Genomic DNA, 19,232 nt, shown 5'->3' on the forward strand with positions numbered 1-19,232 from the left:
TAGGCGTGGGTGGCAGCACTGATCATGGGGTCGAGTCTCAGGTGGCGGACACGCTTGCCACAAGCGGAGTTCTCATGTGGTGAGACGAGTGTCTGTCATCTGAGACGGTGGAGGGGTGGTCGCAGGCGCAGCGGGCGGCGCGATGCGTCGTACATCACACTCCGCCGGTCTCACGCTCACAACGTGGCGGCGGCCCACGGCCGCCGTCACTAGGCTGGGCCCATGACGGATGCCCTCATCAGCAGCGCGTACTCCCAGGCCCTCGAGGTCATCGCCTCGGTCGAACCCCGCATCGCGGCCGCTACCCGTCAGGAGCTCGCCGACCAGCGAGGTTCACTCAAGCTGATCGCGAGCGAGAACTACGCATCCCCGGCCGTGCTGCTGACCATGGGCACCTGGCTCAGCGACAAGTACGCCGAGGGCACGGTCGGGCACCGCTTCTACGCCGGCTGCCAGAACGTCGACACCGTCGAGACGGTGGCCGCCGAGCATGCGCGTGAGCTCTTCGGCGCCGAGTACGCCTACGTGCAGCCCCACTCGGGCATCGACGCCAACCTGGTCGCGTTCTGGTCGATCCTGGCCCACCGGGTCGAGGCGCCGGCGCTGGCGAATCTGGGGGCCAAGAACGTCAACGAGCTCACCGACGCCGACTGGGAGACGCTGCGCCACGAGCTGGGCAACCAGCGCCTGCTGGGGATGTCGCTGGACGCCGGCGGCCACCTCACCCACGGCTTCCGTCCCAACATCAGCGGCAAGATGTTCCACCAGCAGCAGTACGGCACCGACCCCGAGACCGGGCTGCTCGACTACGACGCCGTCGCGGCGAAGGCGCGCGAGTTCAAGCCGCTGATCCTGGTGGCCGGCTACTCCGCCTACCCGCGCCGGGTGAACTTCGCGAAGATGCGCGAGATCGCCGACGAGGTGGGCGCCACCTTGATGGTCGACATGGCCCACTTCGCCGGGCTGGTGGCCGGCAAGGTCTTCACCGGCGACGAGGACCCGGTGCCGCACGCGCACGTGGTGACCACGACCACCCACAAGTCGCTGCGCGGCCCCCGCGGCGGCATGGTGCTCGCCACCGAGGAGTACGCCCCCAGCGTGGACCGCGGCTGCCCGATGGTGCTCGGAGGCCCGCTCTCGCACGTGATGGCAGCCAAGGCGGTCGCGCTGGCCGAGGCGCGGCAGGACTCCTTCCGCGGCTACGCCCAGAAGGTCGCCGACAACGCCCAGTCGCTCGCCGAGGGGTTCACCTCGCGCGGCGCCCGGCTGGTCACCGGTGGCACCGACAACCACCTGGTGCTGCTCGACGTCACCTCGTTCGGGCTCACCGGCCGGCAGGCCGAGTCGGCGCTGCTCGACGCCGGCGTCGTGACCAACCGCAACTCGATCCCGGCCGACCCCAACGGGGCCTGGTACACCTCCGGCATCCGGCTCGGCACCCCCGCGCTGACCACCCGCGGCTTCGGGCACGACGAGTTCGACCGGGTCGCCGAGCTCATCGTCCACGTGCTGGCGAACACCCAGCCCGGCACCACCAAGGCCGGCGGCCCCTCGAAGGCCTCCTACGCCCTCGGCGACGGGGTCGCGGCGAAGGTCAAGGACGCCTCGGCCGAGCTGCTCGACAAGCACCCGCTCTACCCGGGGCTCGAGCTGAGCTGAGGCGCCTCAGCGGCTCAGCTCGTCGGCGATCGCCCCTCCGAGACGCCGTCAGAGGGTGGGAGTGACCCGCTCCACGATCGCCTTCAGGTCGGCGCCCTCCAGGGTGCCGAACGTGCCGTCGTACGACGAGCCCAGCCGCGAGGCGCAGAAGGCGTCGGCCACCTCGGCCGGCGCGAACCGCACCAGCAGCGAGCCCTGGAGCACTGCGGCCATCCGGCCGGCCAGCCGGCGTGCCCCGACCTCGAGCCCGCCGGGATCGCCCATCAACTGCCCCAGCAGCGCGAGCGTGTCGTCGATGGCCCGGTCCAGGCGCGGGTCGGCGCCGCGGGCGCGGCCGACCTCGCTGATCCAGGCGTCCAGCGCCTCCGGCTCACGGCCGATCGCGCGCAGGACGTCGAGGGCGTTGACGTTGCCCGACCCTTCCCAGACCGAGTTCAGCGGCGCCTCGCGGTAGAGCAGCGGCATGCCGGACTCCTCCACATAGCCGTTGCCGCCGAGGCACTCCAGCGCCTCCGCGACCATGGCCGGGGTGCGCTTGCAGACCCAGAACTTCGCCAGTGGCAGCGCGATCCGGCGCAGCGCCGCCTCGTGTGGGTCGTCGAGATCGTCGACGGCCGCGGCGAGACGGATCGCGACGGCGGTCGCGGCCTCGGTCTCGACGGCGAGGTCGGCGATCACGTTCTGCATCAGCGGCTTGTCGGCCAGCAGCGACCCGAACGCCGAGCGATGGGCGACGTGCCAGGACGCCTCGGCGACCGCGTGCCGCATCAGTCCGGTGGACCCCAGCACGCAGTCGAGTCGGGTGGCGGCCACCATCTCGATGATCGTGCGGACCCCGCGGCCCTCGTCGCCGAGCCGCTGCGCGAGCGTGCCGCGGAACTCCAGTTCGGAGGAGGCGTTGGAGCGGTTGCCGAGCTTGTCCTTGAGGCGCACCACGTCGAGCCGGTTGCGGGTGCCGTCGGGCAGCACCCGGCGCACCAGGAAGCAGGTGACGCCGCCGGGAGCCTGGGCGAGCACCAGGAAGACGTCGTTCATCGGCGCCGAGGTGAACCACTTGTGTCCGTGCAGGGTGTACTCGCCGTCGACAGCGGTCGGCCGGGCGACGGTCACGTTGGCCCGCACGTCCGAGCCGCCCTGCTTCTCGGTCATGCCCATGCCCGCCAGCGCGCCGCGCTTGTCGTCGAGTGCCCGGACGCCGAAGTCGTAGCGGCGGGAGGCCAGCAGCGGCGTCCACTCCTTCGCGAGCACTTCGTCGGCCCGCAGGGCGGGGATCGCGGCGTAGGTCATCGAGATCGGGCAGCCGTGACCCGGCTCGGTCTGCGACCAGGCGATGAACCCCGCGGCGCGGCGTACGTGCGCGTGTGGCGCCCCGGCCTCCTGCTGCTCCCAGGGGGCGGCCTGCAGGCCGTGCCCGACCGCGCGCTCCATCAGCCAGTGCCACGAGGGGTGGAAGGCGACCTCGTCGACCCGGTTGCCGTAGCGGTCGTACGGCGTCAGTCGCGGGTGGAACTCGTTGGCGAGCATCCCGTGCTCGCGGGCCTCGGCGCTGCCGGCCTCGGCGCCGAGGTCGCGCAGGTCCTCGAGCACCTCGGGGCCGGCATGCCGCAGCACGGCCTCGCTCAGCGCCCGATCGTCGGTGACCACGTTGTGGCCGGCCAACGGGGGCGGTTGGTTGGTGACGGTCCGGATGTCGTCCCCGTCGTGGCCTGCGAGGTTGTCGGCTCCCATGTGGCTACCGTAGCCCCATGCCGGCAGCGGGGAAGCAGGACGTCTCCGAGGCCGGGGCATCGGGCCCCTGGTGGCGCCGAGCACTCGACATCCTGTGGCGGCTGATCGTCACGACGGTCGGCTCCTGCATGCGCTATCGGGTGACCGGCCTGGCCGCCGAGGCGGCGTTCTTCGCGCTGCTCTCGGTGCCGCCGCTGATCTTCGCGTTCACCGGCGCCATCGGCTTCATCTCCGACCGCTACTCCCAGGCGCAGGTCGAGGAGGTCCGGGAGGCGATCATCGACCTGGCCTCGCGCGCGCTCACCGACCGCGCCGTCGACGAGGTGATCACCAAGACCATCGACGAGGTGCTCGGGCCAGGCCGCTTCGACGTGATCTCGGTGGGCTTCGTGCTCGCCCTCTGGTCCGGGTCGAGGGCGCTGAACGTGTTCGTCGACACCATCACGATCATGCACGGTCTCGGGGGGAGCCGGGGCATCATCAAGACCCGGGCGCTCTCGTTCAGCCTCTATCTGCTGGCGTTGGTGACGGGTGCCGCGACCATCCCGCTGGTCGTGGTCGGGCCCGGACTGCTCGCGGACTGGTTGCCCGAGGACCTCGACTTCCTGATGGCCTTCTACTGGCCGATCGTCGTCGTGGTCTCGATCTGCTTCCTGGCCACGCTCTACCACGTGTCGGTCCCGGTGCGCACCAACTGGAGCTTCAACCTGCCCGGCGCGGTCTTCTCGCTGGTGGCGTGGATCTTCGGGTCCTACGTGTTGCGCTGGGTGCTCACGGTCACCGCGACCGACTCGAAGTCGATCTTCGGTCCGCTGGCCGCCCCCATCGCGGTGCTGATCTGGCTCTACATCCTGGCGATCGCGGTGCTCATCGGTGCCGCGGTCAACGCGGCCTTCGACACCGTCTTCCCGCAGAAGCAGACCATGCGGGCCCGGCTGGAGCTGGTCACGAAGCTGCGCAACCGGATCGGCCGCTGACCCGAAGCGCGCTGAGCCGCGCGGGTCTGGGCGGATCCGTCCCACGGGTCCACTAGATTCGCTGCGTGGCCGAGTCCGAACGCATCCGATTCCAGGGGACGGCCGTCGGCAAGGTGGAGCTGCCGGAGCGGGTGCGGTCGCCGTGGTGGGAGCTGGGGCGGCGGCTGCTGGCGGCGTTGGGCATCCTGGTCGGCACGGTGCTGATCGTCTATCTCGACCGGGACGGCTATCGCGACAGCACCGACGGCAGCGTCAGCCTGCTGGACGCGATCTACTACACGACGGTGACCCTGAGCACGACCGGGTACGGCGACATCGCCCCCGCCACGGACTTCGCCAGGATGGTGAACGCGTTCGTGGTCACGCCGGCCCGGATCGGGTTCCTGGTCCTGCTGATCGGCACCACCCTCGAGGTGCTCGCCTCGCAGGGCCGCGAGATGTTCCGGGTCGCCCGGTGGAGGAAGAGCATGGGTGAGCACGTCGTCGTGGTGGGCTACGGCACCAAGGGCCGCAGCGCGGTCGAGACCCTGGTCAACAATGGCCAGGACCGCGACGACATCGTGGTCGTCGACCCGAGCCCGCTGGCGCTCCAGGACGCGCACGCCGACGGGCTGGCGGTCGTCACCGGCGATGCGACGCGACGCGAGGTGCTGCGGCGGGCCGGCGTCGCCGATGCCAGCCAGGTGATCATCACCACCGACCGCGACGACTCCAACGTGCTCTCCACGCTCACCGTCCGGCAGCTCAACCCCGACGCCTGGATCGTGGCCGCGGTGCGGGAGCAGGAGAACGCTCCGCTGATGAAGCAGTCCGGGGCGAACTCTGTGATCACCTCCTCCGACGCCGTGGGCCGGCTGCTCGGCCTGTCCTCCCTGTCACCGACGCTGGGCTCGGTCATGGAGGACCTCCTCACCTATGGTGAGGGTCTCGAGGTGGCCGAGCGCGACCTGCTGGTCACCGAGGTGGGGCGGCAGCCGCAGAGCCTGCCGGACCAGGTGATCGCGGTGGTCCGCGACGAGAAGGTCTACCGCTACTTCGACCCGGTGGTCACCCAGCTCGCCCGCGGCGACCGGCTGATCGTGGTCCGCCCCGCCAAGGAGCTGCCCTGGGCGCCCCGGCCCGGCACCCACGACGAGGACTTCGCCGTCGAGGAGGACTGACCCCGATCGCACGTCGCCGACCACTCGATCCGAACACCTGTTCGATCATGTGGGACGATCGGTGCATGGCCGGCGGGATGAACAGGCGGGGTGGGGGGATCCCGCTGGCCGCGCGCGTGCGCCCGTCGTCGACGGCCTCCAGGTTCACCGAGCCGTTCCCGGGGCCGCCCTCGGAGGACTGTCCGGCGCGGCACTGCTGGGTGGCCGACGCCGCCGACCGGGCGGGGGTGAAGCGGCCCGGCCTGCTGCTGGAGTGGCGGCGCACCCGCGGCGGCTGGGAAGGCCGGGTCGTGTACGCCGCTCACCTGCGGCCCGACGCCTGGGCGCTGGTCGAGGAGTGGCTGCCGTCGAGCCTGCTCACGCCCGGCTGAGGCCGGTGCGGCGGCGCGGCGTACCGCGGAAATGGTCCGAGCCGCTGGAGTCTCGGGTCTCCAGCGGCTCGGAGACACGAGATTAGCCAGCGACTGTCCCCGGGGTCATCGCCGAGGAGGATGTCGCGGGATGGCCCGGTCGGGCCATGGGTCATGGTCCAACCGGCTCACGCGGGCCACGGGCGGAGGTGGACGCTCAGGCGGCGGGAGCCAGGCCGAGGGCGTCGCCGGTGCGGGTCAGGTCGATGACCCGTCGAGCCGCGGGGCTCGCGGCGCAGATCTGCAGCGTGCCACCGGCGGCGCGGGCCTCGCGCACGCAGCTGATCAGGGTGCCGATGGTCGCGCAGTCCATGAACGTGACGTCGCCGAGGTCGAGCTCGATCTCCCGATGCCCCTCGGCGAGAGCCCCGGTGACCTGACGCTCGATGTCGTCGATGCGAGCCACGTCGAGCTCACCGTCGAACCGGAGCAGGCACCGGTCGGAGACCGTGACGACGGACAGGTGTCGTCCCGTGCGCGAGAACAGCGGCGAGCGGGTCATACCCCTACATCGCGCGAGGTGGTCGCTGCGTTACGCCTGCTCCGAAGAAACACCCCGAAGGGTGGAGCTGGTCCAGACGGGTCGCCGGACGGCGGTGCCTTAGGTTGTGCCTCCAGACGTGAGGAGCGGGGGAGCCATGAGGTCCTTGGCGGGGCGGGTGGTCGTGGTCACCGGCAGCACTCGGGGGTTCGGGCGGGTGCTGGTGGGGCTGGCGGCGCAACGCGGTGCCCGGGTCGTGGTCACGGGACCGTGGGCCGAGGAGGCCGAGGACGTCGCCGCCGAGCTGCGGAGCCGGGGCCTGGATGCCCTGGGGGTCGCCTGCGACGTGACCGAGGGCGAGCAGGTCGAGCTGCTCGCCGAGCGGGCGGTCGCGGCGTACGGGCGGCTGGACGCGTGGGTGAACAACGCCGCGACGAGCAATCCGGTGGGCCGCGCGTTCGATCTGGACCCGGCCGAGTTCCGGCGGGCGATCGAGGTCAACGCGATGGGCACCTTCCACGGCACTCGGGCGGCTGTGACGCGGATGCTCGCCGGTGGCGGCACGGTCGTCAACGTGCTGGGCCGAGGCGACAACGCCCGCGCGACCGCCTACACCTCGCCGTACGGCGCCAGCAAGGCGTGGGTCGGCGGGTTCACCCGGAGCGTCCGGAAGGAGTACGCCGGCACCGGCGTCCACGTCGTCGGCTTCAACCCGGGGATGATGCTCACCGAGAAGCTGCTCGACTCCCATGCCGTCGGCGAGCAGGGGGAGAAGATGATGAAGCCGTTCGCGGTGGTGCGTGAGGTGTTCGCCGACCCGCCGGAGGTGGCCGCCCGCCGCCTGCTCGCGGTGCTGGCCGACCCGCACCCGCCGGCGTCGGTCAACCTGCTGGGCCCGCTCGGTGCCGGACGGCACGCGGCCCGGTTCGCGGTACGCCGAGCGGGTGCCGCGGTGCGTGGATAGCGTGGGGGCGCGGCCACGCACTGACGGGCAGGGGAGTCGCTGGCCGGCTCCGGTCGCGCGGCGCGTCGGCGACCCGGACGGGCGAGCGGGGATGATGGCTGCGATCGCGGCAACCGGTCTAGGTCACGTCATACCGTCTAGTGTCGTGTCCCCCTGCCGCTGGGAGCTCTCATGGTCGACGACTATCCGATCCTGACGTTGGTGCCGCCCCTGCTCGCGATCGGTCTGGTGGTGGCCACCCGCAAGGTGCTGTTGAGCCTGGGGCTGGGGGTCGTCTCGTCGGCGCTGCTGATCCAGGACTTCGCGCCCTGGGGCTCGCTGAAGGAGGTCCTGGGGGCGTTCGGTGACATCTTCTGGGTCGACGGCGGCGTGAACACCACCAAGGTCTACATCCTGGCCTTCACGCTGCTGCTCGGCGTGATCACCGCCTTCATCATGATGTCGGGCGGCACGCGCGCCTTCGCCGACTGGGCCCAGACGAGGATCCGCTCTCGTCGCGGGGCCACGATGCTCCCGGCTGCGCTGGGGGTGGCGATCTTCGTCGACGACTACTTCAACGCGCTGGCGGTGGGCCAGGTCAGCCGACCGGTGACCGACTCCCATCGGGTCTCCCGGGCCAAGCTGGCCTACCTGGTCGACTCCACCTCGGCGCCGGTGGCCGTGCTCGCGCCGTTCTCGAGCTGGGGGGCGTTCATCCTCGGCCTGATCGGGACCGAGGTCGCGGCCTCGTCGCTGGACCTCAGCGACATCGGCGCTTTCGTGCAGGCGGCCGGGGCCAACTACTACGCGTTCGCGGCGTTGCTCCTGGTGGCGCTGGTCGCCACGCTGCAGCTCGATCTCGGGCCGATGCGCACCGAGGAGCGGCGCGCGATCCTGCACGGCGAGTGCTTCGACAAGAGCTCCGAGATCCCCGGCCAGCTCTCCGAGGACCTCCCGGTGCACCGTCCGGGCGCGAAGCTCGCCCTGCTGGTGCCGTTCGCCGTGCTGGTGGTCGGCGTGCTCGGCGGCATCGTTTGGACCGGCCGGCGGTCGGCCGGCTCGTGGTCGATGGTCGACATCCTCGCCGAGACCGACGTCTCGCTCGCGCTGCTCCTCGGCGGTCTGCTGGGGGTGGCCGCGGCGATCTACTACTACGTGCGCGACACCGCTGAGAACCCGAGGTTCGGCCGGGCCACCTTCGGACGCGGGTGGGTCGAGGGGGTGAAGTCGATGATGCCCGCCGTCAGCATCCTGGTCCTCGCGTGGATGCTGGGCGCGCTGATCGAGGGCCTCGGCACCGGGGAGTACCTCGCCGGGCTGATCGAGGACTCCTCGATCTCGCCGTCCTGGCTGATCCCGCTGGTGTTCCTGGTCGCGGCCGCCATGGCCTTCGCCACGGGCACCTCGTGGGGATCCTTCGGGTTGCTTATCCCGCTCGCCGGGGGCATCCTCAACTCCCTCGACGCCCCGGACCTGCTGCTCCCGGCGCTGGGCGCGGTCCTGGCCGGTGCGGTCGCCGGCGACCACGCCTCGCCGATCTCGGACACCACGATCCTCAGCGCCACCGGAGCCGGGTGCAACGTGATCACCCACGTCACCACCCAGCTGCCGTACATGATCCTGGCTGTCGTCGCGTCGACGGTGGGCTACGTGATGGTGGCGTTCGGCTCACCCGCGACGGTCGGCCTGGTGGTCACCTTGGGGGTCACTGCTGCGCTCGCGTTCCTCGCCCAGCGGCTGTGGGGGCCGACGGTCGACGAGGCGCAACTGTCCGAGCATCAGGGCTCCGGCTCTGCTTGAGCGGGTGCGTGACCTCTGGCCGCCCGGGTTGTCTGGCTGATTGCTGGCCGCCGACTCGGGGGCTCGTGGCAGGTGGGCGGGGTGGAGAGGTGGAGCTGGGGTCGCCTCGTCCGGGCGAGAAACCGCTAGCGCCTCACGGGGCGGTCGCAGAGGATGACCCGGTGAACCGACCCAGCGACTTCGAGTACAGAGTCGTCGGCGACGACGTGGTGATCAGTCACCACGGCCGCCGTGCGACGACGCTGCGCGGCCCCGCCGCGGTTCGCTTCATCGCTGACGTCGAGGACGACGATCCGCAAGAGCTGATGGCCAGGCTGACCGAAAACTACAAGCACGGCAACGAACGCACGGCCAGGAATCACCCACGGAACCGGGGCGCCGGCCGAGGCTGACCTGGACCCGTGAGAATCGGGCCGCAAACAGAAAAGAGGCCCTCGTAGGGGCCTCTGAACTGTGAGCCTGGTGGGCGATACTGGGTTTGAACCAGTGACCTCTTCCGTGTCAAGGAAGCGCGCTACCACTGCGCCAATCGCCCGGGTCTTGAATTGTCCTGCGGTGGTGTGCGGTTGGAGGTGGGTACGGGATTTGAACCCGTGTACACGGATTTGCAGTCCGTTGCCTCGCCTCTCGGCCAACCCACCACGGAGGCCAAACCTGGGAGAGACCTCTCCGAGCGGACGACGAGGCTCGAACTCGCGACCTCAACCTTGGCAAGGTTGCGCTCTACCAACTGAGCTACGTCCGCTTGCGCTCCGACCGAGGTCGGCGTGCGTCGAGAACAGTAGCCGAACCCCTCAGCGACGCAAAATTCGCCCCCCTCGGCGTGTCACGAGCGCGTGAACAGCGGGTGATCGCGGCCATGCCAGGCGGCGCGATCACCCGGCGGTGCGGAGGTGGAACGACCGTGTGCAGCGGGCGCGCGGCCCGGTGACCCGCCAGGTGCGGCAGGTCTGGCGCAGCCGGGAACCGGAGCTCCTCGAGCGCGTCCGGGGCGGGGGGCCCTCAGCTCGCCAGCAGGTAGTGGGTGAGTGCGTCGAGGTCGAGGTGCTCGCTCTCGGTGCCGATCGGCACCGCCGTGAGCGTCCGGCCCAGGAAGGCCTGGAGCGCCTCGCTGTCGGCCTGCGCCAGCAGGTGACCGTCGGGGGAGCGGAACTCCATCACGAGCACGGCCCGGGAGTCCTCGTCGACGCTGGGCCACACGAGCACGTCGCCCTCGCCCTCGGGTCCGGCGAGGCCGCGCAGCAGCAGGGTGCGGGCCATCCACCAGCTCACGTCGGACCCGGCCGCGTGGAACGCCAGCTCCACGGCGTACGGGTCGTGCGGGTCGTAGTGGAAGGTCGCCTCGATCTCGACGGGCCTCCCGAGCTGGTCGAGGCAGTGCAGGGTCAGGTCTTGCGAAGTGCCCCGGGAGATGGGTCGCTGGGTCATCACGGTCCTCCGCTGCTGCAGATGCCTGGGTGCTGGGCGGGCGTCACCGGAGGGACGTCTCGTCGCGTCGTTCGTGACGCGAGTCCCGGGCAACAACCCCTGTGCTCTCCTGATCGGCAGGCAGGCGCGCGATGTGACCCGAAGCCGACCCGGAATGTGAGTCGTCGGCGGCGATGCGCTAAAGTCCCTGACCGCGGCCCAGCCTCCGAGCTCGGGACGCCGAGACGGGCGATTGGCGCAGTGGTAGCGCGCTTCGTTCACACCGAAGAGGTCACTGGTTCGAACCCAGTATCGCCCACTCTGAGACTCGAGGCCGGCCCCCACCAGGGCCGGCCTCGAGCCGTCTCCGGGCCCTCCGGAGCGGGTTGCCGCCGGGGGGACTCCGTCACCTCCCGACCGCGTCCGGCAGCCGGGACCTTGGTCCCTGCCGCCTAAGTGACCCGCCAGTAACAATGGCTCCATGAGCAGCCGGCATCACCCTCTGCGCGCCTCCCTGCGCATCGTCACCACCGTCTGGACCGCCCTCGTGGCCCTCTCGGCGTACGCCGGGGCGGTCGGCCTGATCGGCGGGGGGATCTCCTTCGGTGACGAGATCGACGAGCGGCTCCCCTTCGACAGCCTGGCCCTCGCCGGCCTCGCGCTCCTGCTGTTCGTGGCGCTGCCCGCGACCGTGGCCGCGGCGGCCACCTGGCGCCAAGGCCCCCGGGCACCCGATCAGGTCGCGGGCGCCGCGATCTTCCTGGTGTTCTGGATCGGGCTCGAGCTCTCCTTCATCCAGACCTACTCCTGGATGCACTCCGCGTTCTTGTTCATCGCCGTCGTGACGCTGCTGCTGGCCCGCGCCATGCGGCGTACGCCGCCGCTGCCGCCGCGGCACGTCGCCCGGCGGCTGATGGTGCGGGCGGGCGAGCCCGTCTGAGGCATTCCCGGCCTCCGGTTGATCCGAGGTCGGGGATCCGGCCGGCCCGAAACCGGGCGGCGGGGCCACGCGGGCGGCCGATACGATCGACGGACCCGTGGCGCCGCCGCGGGTGATCGCATCGCAGCCGACATCCCAGGAGCCTCTCCGTGTCCGACATCCAGGTCGTCCTTGCCCACGCCGACGCGCGCGAGGAACGGACGGTCACGACGGGCACCAAGGCGTGGGAGCTGTTCGCCGAGGACCCGAGCGTGATCGCCGCCCGCGTCGACGGTGAGCTGCGCGACCTGGCCCACGAGCTCGCCCCCGGCGACGTCGTCGAGGGTGTCGCGATCGACAGCGACGACGGCCTCGCGATCCTGCGACACTCCACCGCGCACGTGCTGGCCCAGGCCGTGCAGGAGCTGTTCCCCGAGGCCAAGCTCGGCATCGGCCCGCCGGTCGAGAACGGCTTCTACTACGACTTCGACGTCGAGACCCCCTTCGTGCCCGAGGACCTCGAGAAGATCGAGACCCGGATGCGCAAGATCATCAAGGAGGGCCAGCGGTTCACCCGCCGCGCGGTCACCGACGCCGAGGCCATCAACGAGCTCGCCGACGAGCCCTACAAGATCGAGCTGATCGGCCTCAAGGGGTCGGGTCACGGCGAGGACGCCGCCGAAGGTGCCAGCGTCGAGGTCGGGGCCGGCGAGCTGACCATCTACGACAACCACCGGCGCAACGGGGAGCTGGCCTGGAAGGACCTTTGCCGCGGCCCGCACCTGCCCACGACCAAGCGGATCCCGGCGTTCAAGCTGATGCGCTCCGCGGCGGCGTACTGGCGCGGCGACGAGAAGAACAAGCAGCTCCAGCGCATCTACGGCACCGCCTGGCCCAGCAAGGAGGACCTCGCGGCCTACCTCCACCGGCTCGAGGAGGCCGAGCGACGCGACCACCGCAAGCTCGGCCGCGAGCTCGACCTGTTCAGCTTCCCCGACGAGATCGGCTCGGGCCTGGTGGTGTTCCACCCCAAGGGCGGGGTGATCAAGCGGGTGATGGAGGACTACGTCCGCCAGCGTCACATCGAGGAGGGCTTCTCCTACGTCGGCACCCCCCACATCTCCAAGGAGGGGCTCTTCCACACCTCCGGGCACCTGCCGTACTACGCCGACACGATGTTCCCGCCCATGGAGATGGAGGGCAGCAACTACTACCTCAAGGCGATGAACTGCCCGATGCACAACCTGATCTTCAGGTCGCGCGGGCGGTCCTACCGCGAGCTGCCGCTGCGGCTGTTCGAGTTCGGGTCGGTCTACCGCTACGAGAAGTCCGGCGTCGTCCACGGGCTGACCCGGGTCCGCGGACTCACCCAGGACGACTCGCACTCCTACGTCACCCCCGAGCAGGCACCCGACGAGATCAAGCACCTGCTCGAGTTCGTGCTCAGCCTGCTGCGCGACTTCGGTCTCGACGACTTCTACCTCGAGATGTCGACCCGCGACGACGCGAAGAAGGACAAGTTCGTCGGCTCCGACGACGACTGGGCGACCGCGACCGCCGTGCTCGAGGGGGTGGCCCGCGACACCGGCCTCGAGCTGGTGCCCGACCCCGGTGGTGCGGCGTTCTACGGTCCGAAGATCTCGGTGCAGTGCCGCGACGCGATCGGCCGCACCTGGCAGATGTCGACCATCCAGTATGACTTCAACCAGCCCAAGGGCTTCGGCCTGGAGTACCAAGCCGCCGACGGCTCACGCCAGCAGCCGGTGATGATCCACTCGGCCAAGTTCGGTTCGCTCGAGCGCTTCTTCGGGGTGCTCGTCGAGCACTACGCCGGCGCGTTCCCGCCCTGGCTGGCGCCGGTGCAGGTGCAGGGCATCCCGATCGCCGAACGGCACAACGACTACCTGTACGACGTCGCGAAGCGCCTGCAGGCGGCCGGCATCCGGGTCGAGGTCGACGACTCCGACGACCGGATGCAGAAGAAGATCCGCAACGCGCAGCTGCAGAAGGTGCCGTTCATGATGATCGCCGGCGACGACGACCTGGCTGCGGGAGCGGTGTCGTTCCGCTACCGCGACGGCCGCCAGGACAACGGCGTCTCGATCGACGAGGCGATCGCCCGGGTGACGGCGGCCGTCGAGTCGCGCGAGCAGGTCTGAGCATCCGCGCAGCGCGGCTCTCGGGCTGGGTGGCCGCCGGCATGGCGGCCGCTCTGCTCGCCGCGTGCGGCGGCGACGAGCCCGGACCGCAGCCGGACGGCCCGCCGCCTTCGACGGAGGCGGGCCGGCCGTCCGCCGCCCCTGCCGAGCCGCCCGCCGACGACTCCGTGGAGCGGATGCGGCTGCTCGCCGCTGCCGCCGAGGCGCAGGCCGCGCTGCTCGCCGAGGAGTCGGCCAGCGAGGCCGGGCCGCTGCTCGCCGAGGGCACCCTCGGAGCCGACGCCAGCTGGCCGCAGTGCCCCAAGGGGCTGGGCATCCCCGAGCGGCCGACGCTCGGTGCCCCGATGCCGCTGCCCGAGGCCCGCTACGTCGTGCTCGGACTCACCAACGGGCCCGGCTACACCCCCAACCCCTGCCTGGCCGAGCAGGTCGCCTGGGCCCGTCGGCGCGACGTCCCGGTCGCGGCGTACGCGGTGGCGAGCCTGCCCGACGCCGACCAGCTCGCCCAGCACCGCGACGACGGCCCGTACGACGGCGACGCGCCGCTGGGCGCGCTGCGCAACGCCGGCTACGCCCAGGCCCGCTACAACCTCGAGACGATGGCCGACGCCGACCTGGCCAGCCCGATCATCTGGATCGACGTCGAGCCGGTTCCCGACTTCGACTGGGGCCCCGACCTGGCGGCCAACGCGGCGGTGGTCGAGGGGCTGGCCCGCGCCTATCGCGACGCCGGCCTCGAGATCGGCGTCTACTCCACGCCGTACCTCTGGGCCGACGTGGTCGGCGACCTCCAGCTGGGCGTCCCCGAATGGCGGGCTGCCGGGCACACCTCCCGGACGGAGGCTGCCAGCCGCTGCGGGACCGAGTGGACCATCCAGGGCGGGGCGGCGGTGTTCGGCCAGTGGGTCGAGGCCGGTCGCGACCAGAACGTCACCTGCGTCGACCTGCACGCCGGCAACTGGTTCGACCTCGGCTGACGCCGAGTCCGCGCTTGCGCCGGCTGGGCGGGTCTGGGTCTGCCGTTGCGCCGACTCGGCGTCGTAGCGTCACCCCATGACCGAGAGGGTGCACCGGTTGAGCCGAGGCGAGGCACGCAGGATCGCCGTGCAGGCACAGCTGCTCGACCAGCCGCGATCAGGTCAGCCCCGACCCGGCTCCGTGCTCGAGGTGGTGCGGCACCTGACGATGCTCCAGGTCGAGCCGACGGCCGCAGTGGCTCCGAGTGCGGACGTCGTGCTGTGGAGCCGGCTGGGCTCGGCGTACGACCCCGCCGAGCTCGAGGAGCTGGTCGCCTCCCAGCAGCTGATCGATCTCGACCAGCGGCTCCGGCCCCGGGAGGACCTCGCGCTGTTCCGGGCCGAGATGCGGCACTGGCCCGGCCGGCCCCCGCTGAAGGACTGGCAGGAGCGCACGCTCGCCTGGGTCGAGGCCAACGAGGCGTGCCGCATCGACGTGCTCGAGACGCTGCGGCAGGACGGCCCGCTGCCGCTGTCCGCGCTGCCCGACACCTGCGCGGTGCCGTGGCGCTCCAGCGGCTGGAACAACGCCAAGAACGTGAAGATGCTGGTCGGGCTCATGGTCGAGCGCGGTGAGGTGGCTCGGGCCGGTCGGGAGGGTCGCGAGGTGCTCTGGGACCTCGCCGAGCGGGTCTACCCCGACGACCCCGTGCCCGACCTGGAGTCCGCGCTGCGCGAGCGGGCGGAGCGCCGGCTGCGGGCGCTGGGCCTCGCCCGCCCGCGAGCGCCGGTCACGCCCGGCGAGCCCAACGACGTCGGCGAGGCCGGCGAGCCGGCGGTCATCGAGGGCGTGCCGGGCCGGTGGCGGGTCGACCCGACCCTGCTCGACCGGCCGTTCGCCGGCCGCGTCGCGCTGCTCTCGCCGCTCGACCGGCTGGTGTTCGACCGCAAGCGGATGACCGAGCTGTTCGAGTTCGACTACCAGCTGGAGATGTACAAGCCCGCCGCGCAGCGGCGCTGGGGCTACTGGGCGATGCCCGTGCTCGTGCGCGACCGGCTGGTCGGCAAGCTCGACGCGACGGCCGACCGGGCGGAGGGCGAGCTGCGCATCGATGCCCTGCACGAGGACGAGCCCCTCGATGCCGACCGCGATGCCGTCGAGGCGGAGGTCGACGACCTGGCCCGATGGCTGGGGCTGGAGCCGGTCTGGCTGTGAGGCGGTCGGCGGTGACCTGTCACTGGTGGTGGGTGGATCGGCGGTGACCTGTCACTGGTGGTGGGTGGGTCGGCGGTGACCTGTCACTGGTGGTGGGTGGATCGGCGGTGACGTGCTGCCGCTCGCTCGGGGCGAGCCTTCCGTGCTGGCGTGGGGTGGTGCCGCCGATGACCGACCACGAGTGGCGGGTCAGCGTGGTTCGACCGACCACGAGTGGCGGGTCAGCGTGGTTCGACCGACCGCGAGTGGCGGGTCAGCGCACCTGCTTCACATAACGGCGGCAGGGCGAGACGTACGTCGTGCCGCCCGAGGTCACCTCGTAGGGCAGGTCGCCGCCGTCGTGCCAGCCCTGGCGCTCGTAGAACCGGCGGGCCCGGGCGTTGCCGGCGACCACGGCCAGCCACGCCTCGTCGTGGCCGGCCGCGCCGACCTGGCGCTCGGCCTCGGCCAGCAGCACCGCCGCCACCCCGGCGCCGCGGTGACCCGCGCCGACGTACACCTGCTCGACCTCGTCGCCGACCACCATGACGAAGCCGGCCAGCAGGCCGCCGACCTCGGCGACGGTGGTGGCCGGCACCATGCCCGGCGCCCGCTGCTCGAACTCCGCGAGCGTGCGGGCGCGGGTCAGCCCGTCGGGGACGTGGCCGGGGTGGGCGTCGTGCCAGCCCGCGTGCCACAGGGCGGCGACCGCGGGGGCGTCGTCGGGCGTGGCCGGGCGGAGTCGGACGGCCGGGGGAGTGGTCTGCACGGGGCAACCCTAGGATCGCGAGCATGGTGGACGAGACGCTGCGCCAGGACGGCGTCGGCCAGCCGGATGCGCTGGACCGACTCTGGACCCCGCACCGGATGGCCTACATCCGGGGCGAGAACAAGCCCTCGGACGCCTCCTCCGGCGAGTGCCCGTTCTGCCGGATCCCCGGGCTCGACGACGAGGCCGGTCTGGTCGTGCACCGCGGCGAGCTCGCGTTCGTCGTGCTCAACCTCTATCCCTACGCGCCCGGCCACCTGATGGTCTGCCCCTACCGGCACATCGCCGACTACACCGAGACCACCGACGAGGAGGCGGCCGAGATCGCCGACCTGACCCGCGACGCGATGCGGGTGGTGCGCTCGTCCAGCGGTGCGGCCGGATTCAACATCGGCATGAACCAGGGCCACATCGCCGGTGCCGGCATCGCCGCCCACCTGCACCAGCACGTGGTGCCGCGGTGGCCGGGCGACCAGAACTTCATGCCGATCATCGGCCGCACCAAGACCCTGCCCCAGTTGCTGTCGGAGACCCGGGAGCTGTTCGCGAAGGCCTGGCCCGCGTGACCGGGGTGGCCGCTGCGCGCATCGACCCCGACGACGAGCTGCTCGCCGCCGCCCTGGTCCGCGAGGCCGGCACGCTGGCCCGCCGGATGCGCGCAGCCGGTGTCGAGGTCGGCCGGAAGACCTCGGTCTCGGACGTGGTGACCGAGGCCGACCACGCCGCCGAGGCGCTGGTGGTCGACCGGCTGCGCCGCGAGCGTCCTGACGACGGGCTGGTTGGGGAGGAGGGTGCGGCCCACCGCGGCAGCAGCGGCCGGGAGTGGTTCGTCGACCCCGTCGACGGCACCTGGAACTTCGTGCACGGGGTGCCCTGGTGGTGCTCGGCCGTCGCGCTGCGCGACGCCGACGACCTGATGCTCGGCGCCGTCCACGACCCGCACGCGCAGACGACGTACCTCGGTGGGCCCGGCCTGGCCAGCACCCGTGACGGCGTGCCGCTGGCTCCACTCGTCGACCGGCCCCTCGCCGAGACCGGTGTCGTCACCTACCTCCACCCGCCGCTGTACGCCGGCCCGATCGGCGAGGCGTTCGGGCGCGCGGTGGCGGGGGCGGCCACCCTGCGGATGCTCGGCTCGATGAGCATGGACTGCGTGGCGATCGCCGAGGGCCGGTTCGGGGCGCTGCTGGCGCACTCGGTCAAGCCCTGGGACGAGTTCCCGGGCGCGGCGATCATCCGCGGCGTCGGCGGCGTCACCCGCCACCTCACCGCGGCGGGCGTCGACTGGTACGCCGCGGGCGCACCGACGGCGGTCGACGAGCTCTGCGCGTCGCTGGTCGCCCAGGCCTGACTCCCGTCCGGCGCGTGCGCCCGGCCGCTCGGCCAGTTCGTTCGACCGTGCAACGAACACCGGTCTGGCACCCCCTTGCTGCGGGCTCATGCCCTCCGTAAGTTGGGGTCCACAACAAAGGAAGTGATCTCCGTCACAGGTAGGGGGGTCACTGTGAGCTGGAGGTCGGGAATGGTCAGGAACAAGGGTGTGCGGCTGGCGTCCCTGGTGGCGTGCGGCGTGCTGGCCTTCGCCTCGCTCGCCGCGTGCGGCGATGACGACGACGGCGACGGCGGCAATGGCGGTAACGGCAGCGGAGGGGCCGACGGCAAGATCGGGGTGATCCTGCCCGACACGACGTCCTCGCCGCGCTGGGAGAACAACGACCGACCCAGTCTCGAGGCGGCCTTCGAGGATGCCGGCGTGGACTACCAGATCGAGAACGCCGGCGGCGACACCGCCCAGTTCACCCGGCTCTGCGACACCATGATCAGCAGCGGCGTCACCGTGCTGATGATCGTCAACCTCGACTCCGAGTCCGGTGCGGCTTGCCTGTCCAAGGCGACCGATGCCGGCATCCAGAGCATCGACTACGACCGGCTCACCCTGCGCGGAGGCGCGTCGTACTACGTCTCCTTCGACAACGTCGAGGTCGGTCGCCTGATGGGCTCGGGCCTGCAGACCTGCCTGGACGAGGCCGGCAAGACCAAGGCCAACATCATCTACATCAACGGCGACCCGAGCGACAACAACGCCAGCCTGTTCAAGTCCGGCTACGAGGAGGCGCTGGCGGAGAAGATCGACTCCGGCGACTACACGCTCGTCGGTGACCAGAGCGGCTTCTGGGACGCCACGAAGGCCGGCCAAGCCTACGAGCAGCTCTACACCCAGAACGACGGCAAGATCGACGGCGTCGTCTCGGCCAACGACACGATGGCCGGCGGCATCATCGCCCGGATGAAGGACCAGGGCGTCGCGGGCAAGATCCCGGTCACCGGCCAGGACGCCTCCACCGGCGGCCTGCAGCAGATCCTCGCCGGGAACCAGTGCGGCACGGTCTACAAGAACACCGACCTGGAGGCGAAGACCGCCTCCGACCTCGCCATCGCGCTGATCAACGGCGACACCGAGGCGGCGGAGGCGCTGGTGACCGGCACGGTCACCGACACCGAGACCGACGAGGAGGTGCCCTCGGCACTGGCCACCCCGGTCTGGATCACGGCGGAGAACGTGCAGCAGGTGATCGACGACGGGTTCGCCAGCGCCGCCGACATCTGCGTCGACGAGTTCGCGGCCGCCTGCGAGAAGGCGGGCATCCAGTAGCGGCTGCCTCGGGGAC

18 protein-coding genes and 4 tRNA genes are annotated in these 19,232 nt (G+C 71.4%); 15 read left to right on the forward strand and 7 right to left on the reverse strand.

Features of this window, described 5'->3' with window-relative positions; genetic code table 11:
- Positions 1–222: 222 nt before the first annotated feature.
- Positions 223–1,659, forward strand: coding sequence for a glycine hydroxymethyltransferase (locus tag D6B71_RS00425; protein WP_121250942.1), 1,437 nt, complete (start codon positions 223–225; stop codon positions 1,657–1,659).
- 48 nt (positions 1,660–1,707) lie between these two features.
- Here D6B71_RS00425 and D6B71_RS00430 read toward each other — a convergent pair whose 3' ends face one another.
- The gene (locus D6B71_RS00430) at positions 1,708–3,387 is read right to left on the reverse strand and encodes an acyl-CoA dehydrogenase family protein (protein ID WP_121250944.1); all 1,680 of its coding nucleotides are present in this window, start codon (positions 3,385–3,387) and stop codon (positions 1,708–1,710) included.
- Positions 3,388–3,404: 17 nt separating this feature from the next.
- Between D6B71_RS00430 and D6B71_RS00435 the strand changes: the two genes are divergently transcribed.
- The 3 genes from D6B71_RS00435 to D6B71_RS00445 all read left to right on the forward strand — a co-directional run bounded on the left by D6B71_RS00435 (position 3,405) and on the right by D6B71_RS00445 (position 5,895).
- Positions 3,405–4,364: a YihY/virulence factor BrkB family protein gene (locus tag D6B71_RS00435; protein ID WP_121250946.1), complete on the forward strand. Its 960-nt coding sequence runs from the start codon at positions 3,405–3,407 to the stop codon at positions 4,362–4,364.
- A 65-nt stretch (positions 4,365–4,429) separates the two neighbouring features.
- Positions 4,430–5,524 (forward strand): potassium channel family protein, encoded by a 1,095-nt coding sequence (locus D6B71_RS00440; RefSeq protein ID WP_121250948.1) that lies wholly within the window; start codon positions 4,430–4,432, stop codon positions 5,522–5,524.
- A gap of 65 nt (positions 5,525–5,589) precedes the next feature.
- On the forward strand, positions 5,590–5,895 hold the full coding sequence (locus D6B71_RS00445; RefSeq protein ID WP_121250950.1) for a hypothetical protein: 306 nt from the start codon (positions 5,590–5,592) through the stop codon (positions 5,893–5,895).
- Between the two features lie 196 nt (positions 5,896–6,091).
- Here D6B71_RS00445 and D6B71_RS00450 read toward each other — a convergent pair whose 3' ends face one another.
- A complete protein-coding gene (locus D6B71_RS00450; protein WP_121250952.1) occupies positions 6,092–6,436 on the reverse strand; it encodes an STAS domain-containing protein in 345 nt (114 codons plus the stop codon).
- Positions 6,437–6,572: 136 nt separating this feature from the next.
- On the opposite strand from D6B71_RS00450, the gene D6B71_RS00455 reads away from it, so the two are divergent.
- From D6B71_RS00455 to D6B71_RS00465, 3 genes are all read left to right on the forward strand, one after another.
- Positions 6,573–7,379 carry an SDR family NAD(P)-dependent oxidoreductase gene (locus tag D6B71_RS00455; protein ID WP_121250954.1) on the forward strand — a complete coding sequence of 269 codons (807 nt, stop codon included), beginning with the start codon at positions 6,573–6,575 and terminating at the stop codon, positions 7,377–7,379.
- Positions 7,380–7,550: 171 nt separating this feature from the next.
- Positions 7,551–9,158, forward strand: coding sequence for a Na+/H+ antiporter NhaC family protein (locus D6B71_RS00460; protein WP_121250956.1), 1,608 nt, complete (start codon positions 7,551–7,553; stop codon positions 9,156–9,158).
- Between the two features lie 161 nt (positions 9,159–9,319).
- Positions 9,320–9,550 (forward strand): hypothetical protein, encoded by a 231-nt coding sequence (locus tag D6B71_RS00465; protein WP_121250958.1) that lies wholly within the window; start codon positions 9,320–9,322, stop codon positions 9,548–9,550.
- 68 nt (positions 9,551–9,618) lie between these two features.
- Here the strand turns inward: D6B71_RS00465 and D6B71_RS00470 are convergent.
- The 4 genes from D6B71_RS00470 to D6B71_RS00485 all read right to left on the reverse strand — a co-directional run bounded on the left by D6B71_RS00470 (position 9,619) and on the right by D6B71_RS00485 (position 10,586).
- A tRNA-Val gene (locus tag D6B71_RS00470) sits at positions 9,619–9,693 on the reverse strand.
- A 32-nt stretch (positions 9,694–9,725) separates the two neighbouring features.
- Positions 9,726–9,799 (reverse strand) — tRNA-Cys (locus D6B71_RS00475).
- A 31-nt stretch (positions 9,800–9,830) separates the two neighbouring features.
- A tRNA-Gly gene (locus D6B71_RS00480) sits at positions 9,831–9,903 on the reverse strand.
- Positions 9,904–10,160: 257 nt separating this feature from the next.
- Positions 10,161–10,586 carry an SsgA family sporulation/cell division regulator gene (locus D6B71_RS00485; protein WP_121250960.1) on the reverse strand — a complete coding sequence of 142 codons (426 nt, stop codon included), beginning with the start codon at positions 10,584–10,586 and terminating at the stop codon, positions 10,161–10,163.
- A gap of 226 nt (positions 10,587–10,812) precedes the next feature.
- Here D6B71_RS00485 and D6B71_RS00490 point away from each other — a divergent pair.
- The 5 genes from D6B71_RS00490 (at position 10,813) to D6B71_RS00510 (ending at position 15,815) form a co-directional block, all read left to right on the forward strand.
- A tRNA-Val gene (locus D6B71_RS00490) sits at positions 10,813–10,884 on the forward strand.
- Positions 10,885–11,046: 162 nt separating this feature from the next.
- Positions 11,047–11,505, forward strand: a complete 459-nt coding sequence (locus D6B71_RS00495; protein ID WP_121250962.1) for a hypothetical protein — start codon at positions 11,047–11,049, stop codon at positions 11,503–11,505.
- A 149-nt stretch (positions 11,506–11,654) separates the two neighbouring features.
- Positions 11,655–13,643 (forward strand): threonine--tRNA ligase, encoded by a 1,989-nt coding sequence (gene thrS, locus D6B71_RS00500; protein WP_121250964.1) that lies wholly within the window; start codon positions 11,655–11,657, stop codon positions 13,641–13,643.
- Positions 13,644–13,684: 41 nt separating this feature from the next.
- Positions 13,685–14,620: a glycoside hydrolase family 25 domain-containing protein gene (locus D6B71_RS00505; RefSeq protein WP_126688166.1), complete on the forward strand. Its 936-nt coding sequence runs from the start codon at positions 13,685–13,687 to the stop codon at positions 14,618–14,620.
- 76 nt (positions 14,621–14,696) lie between these two features.
- Positions 14,697–15,815, forward strand: coding sequence for a DNA glycosylase AlkZ-like family protein (locus D6B71_RS00510; protein ID WP_121250968.1), 1,119 nt, complete (start codon positions 14,697–14,699; stop codon positions 15,813–15,815).
- A 253-nt stretch (positions 15,816–16,068) separates the two neighbouring features.
- On the opposite strand, the gene D6B71_RS00515 is transcribed toward D6B71_RS00510, so the two are convergent.
- A complete protein-coding gene (locus tag D6B71_RS00515) occupies positions 16,069–16,563 on the reverse strand; it encodes a GNAT family N-acetyltransferase (RefSeq protein ID WP_121250970.1) in 495 nt (164 codons plus the stop codon).
- A 23-nt stretch (positions 16,564–16,586) separates the two neighbouring features.
- Here D6B71_RS00515 and D6B71_RS00520 point away from each other — a divergent pair, with 23 nt between their 5' ends.
- The 3 genes from D6B71_RS00520 to D6B71_RS00530 all read left to right on the forward strand — a co-directional run bounded on the left by D6B71_RS00520 (position 16,587) and on the right by D6B71_RS00530 (position 19,216).
- Entirely contained in the window at positions 16,587–17,129 is a 543-nt protein-coding gene (locus tag D6B71_RS00520; protein ID WP_121250972.1) for an HIT family protein, read from the forward strand.
- On the forward strand, positions 17,126–17,914 hold the full coding sequence (locus D6B71_RS00525) for an inositol monophosphatase family protein (protein WP_240640903.1): 789 nt from the start codon (positions 17,126–17,128) through the stop codon (positions 17,912–17,914). The genes D6B71_RS00520 and D6B71_RS00525 overlap by 4 nt, the downstream gene beginning before the upstream one ends.
- Before the next feature lie 171 nt (positions 17,915–18,085).
- Entirely contained in the window at positions 18,086–19,216 is a 1,131-nt protein-coding gene (locus D6B71_RS00530; RefSeq protein ID WP_121250974.1) for a sugar ABC transporter substrate-binding protein, read from the forward strand.
- The last annotated feature ends 16 nt before the right edge of the window (positions 19,217–19,232 follow it).

It is taken from the genome of Nocardioides ferulae (assembly GCF_003660455.1).
GTDB classification, from domain to species: Bacteria; Actinomycetota; Actinomycetes; order Propionibacteriales; family Nocardioidaceae; genus Nocardioides; species Nocardioides ferulae.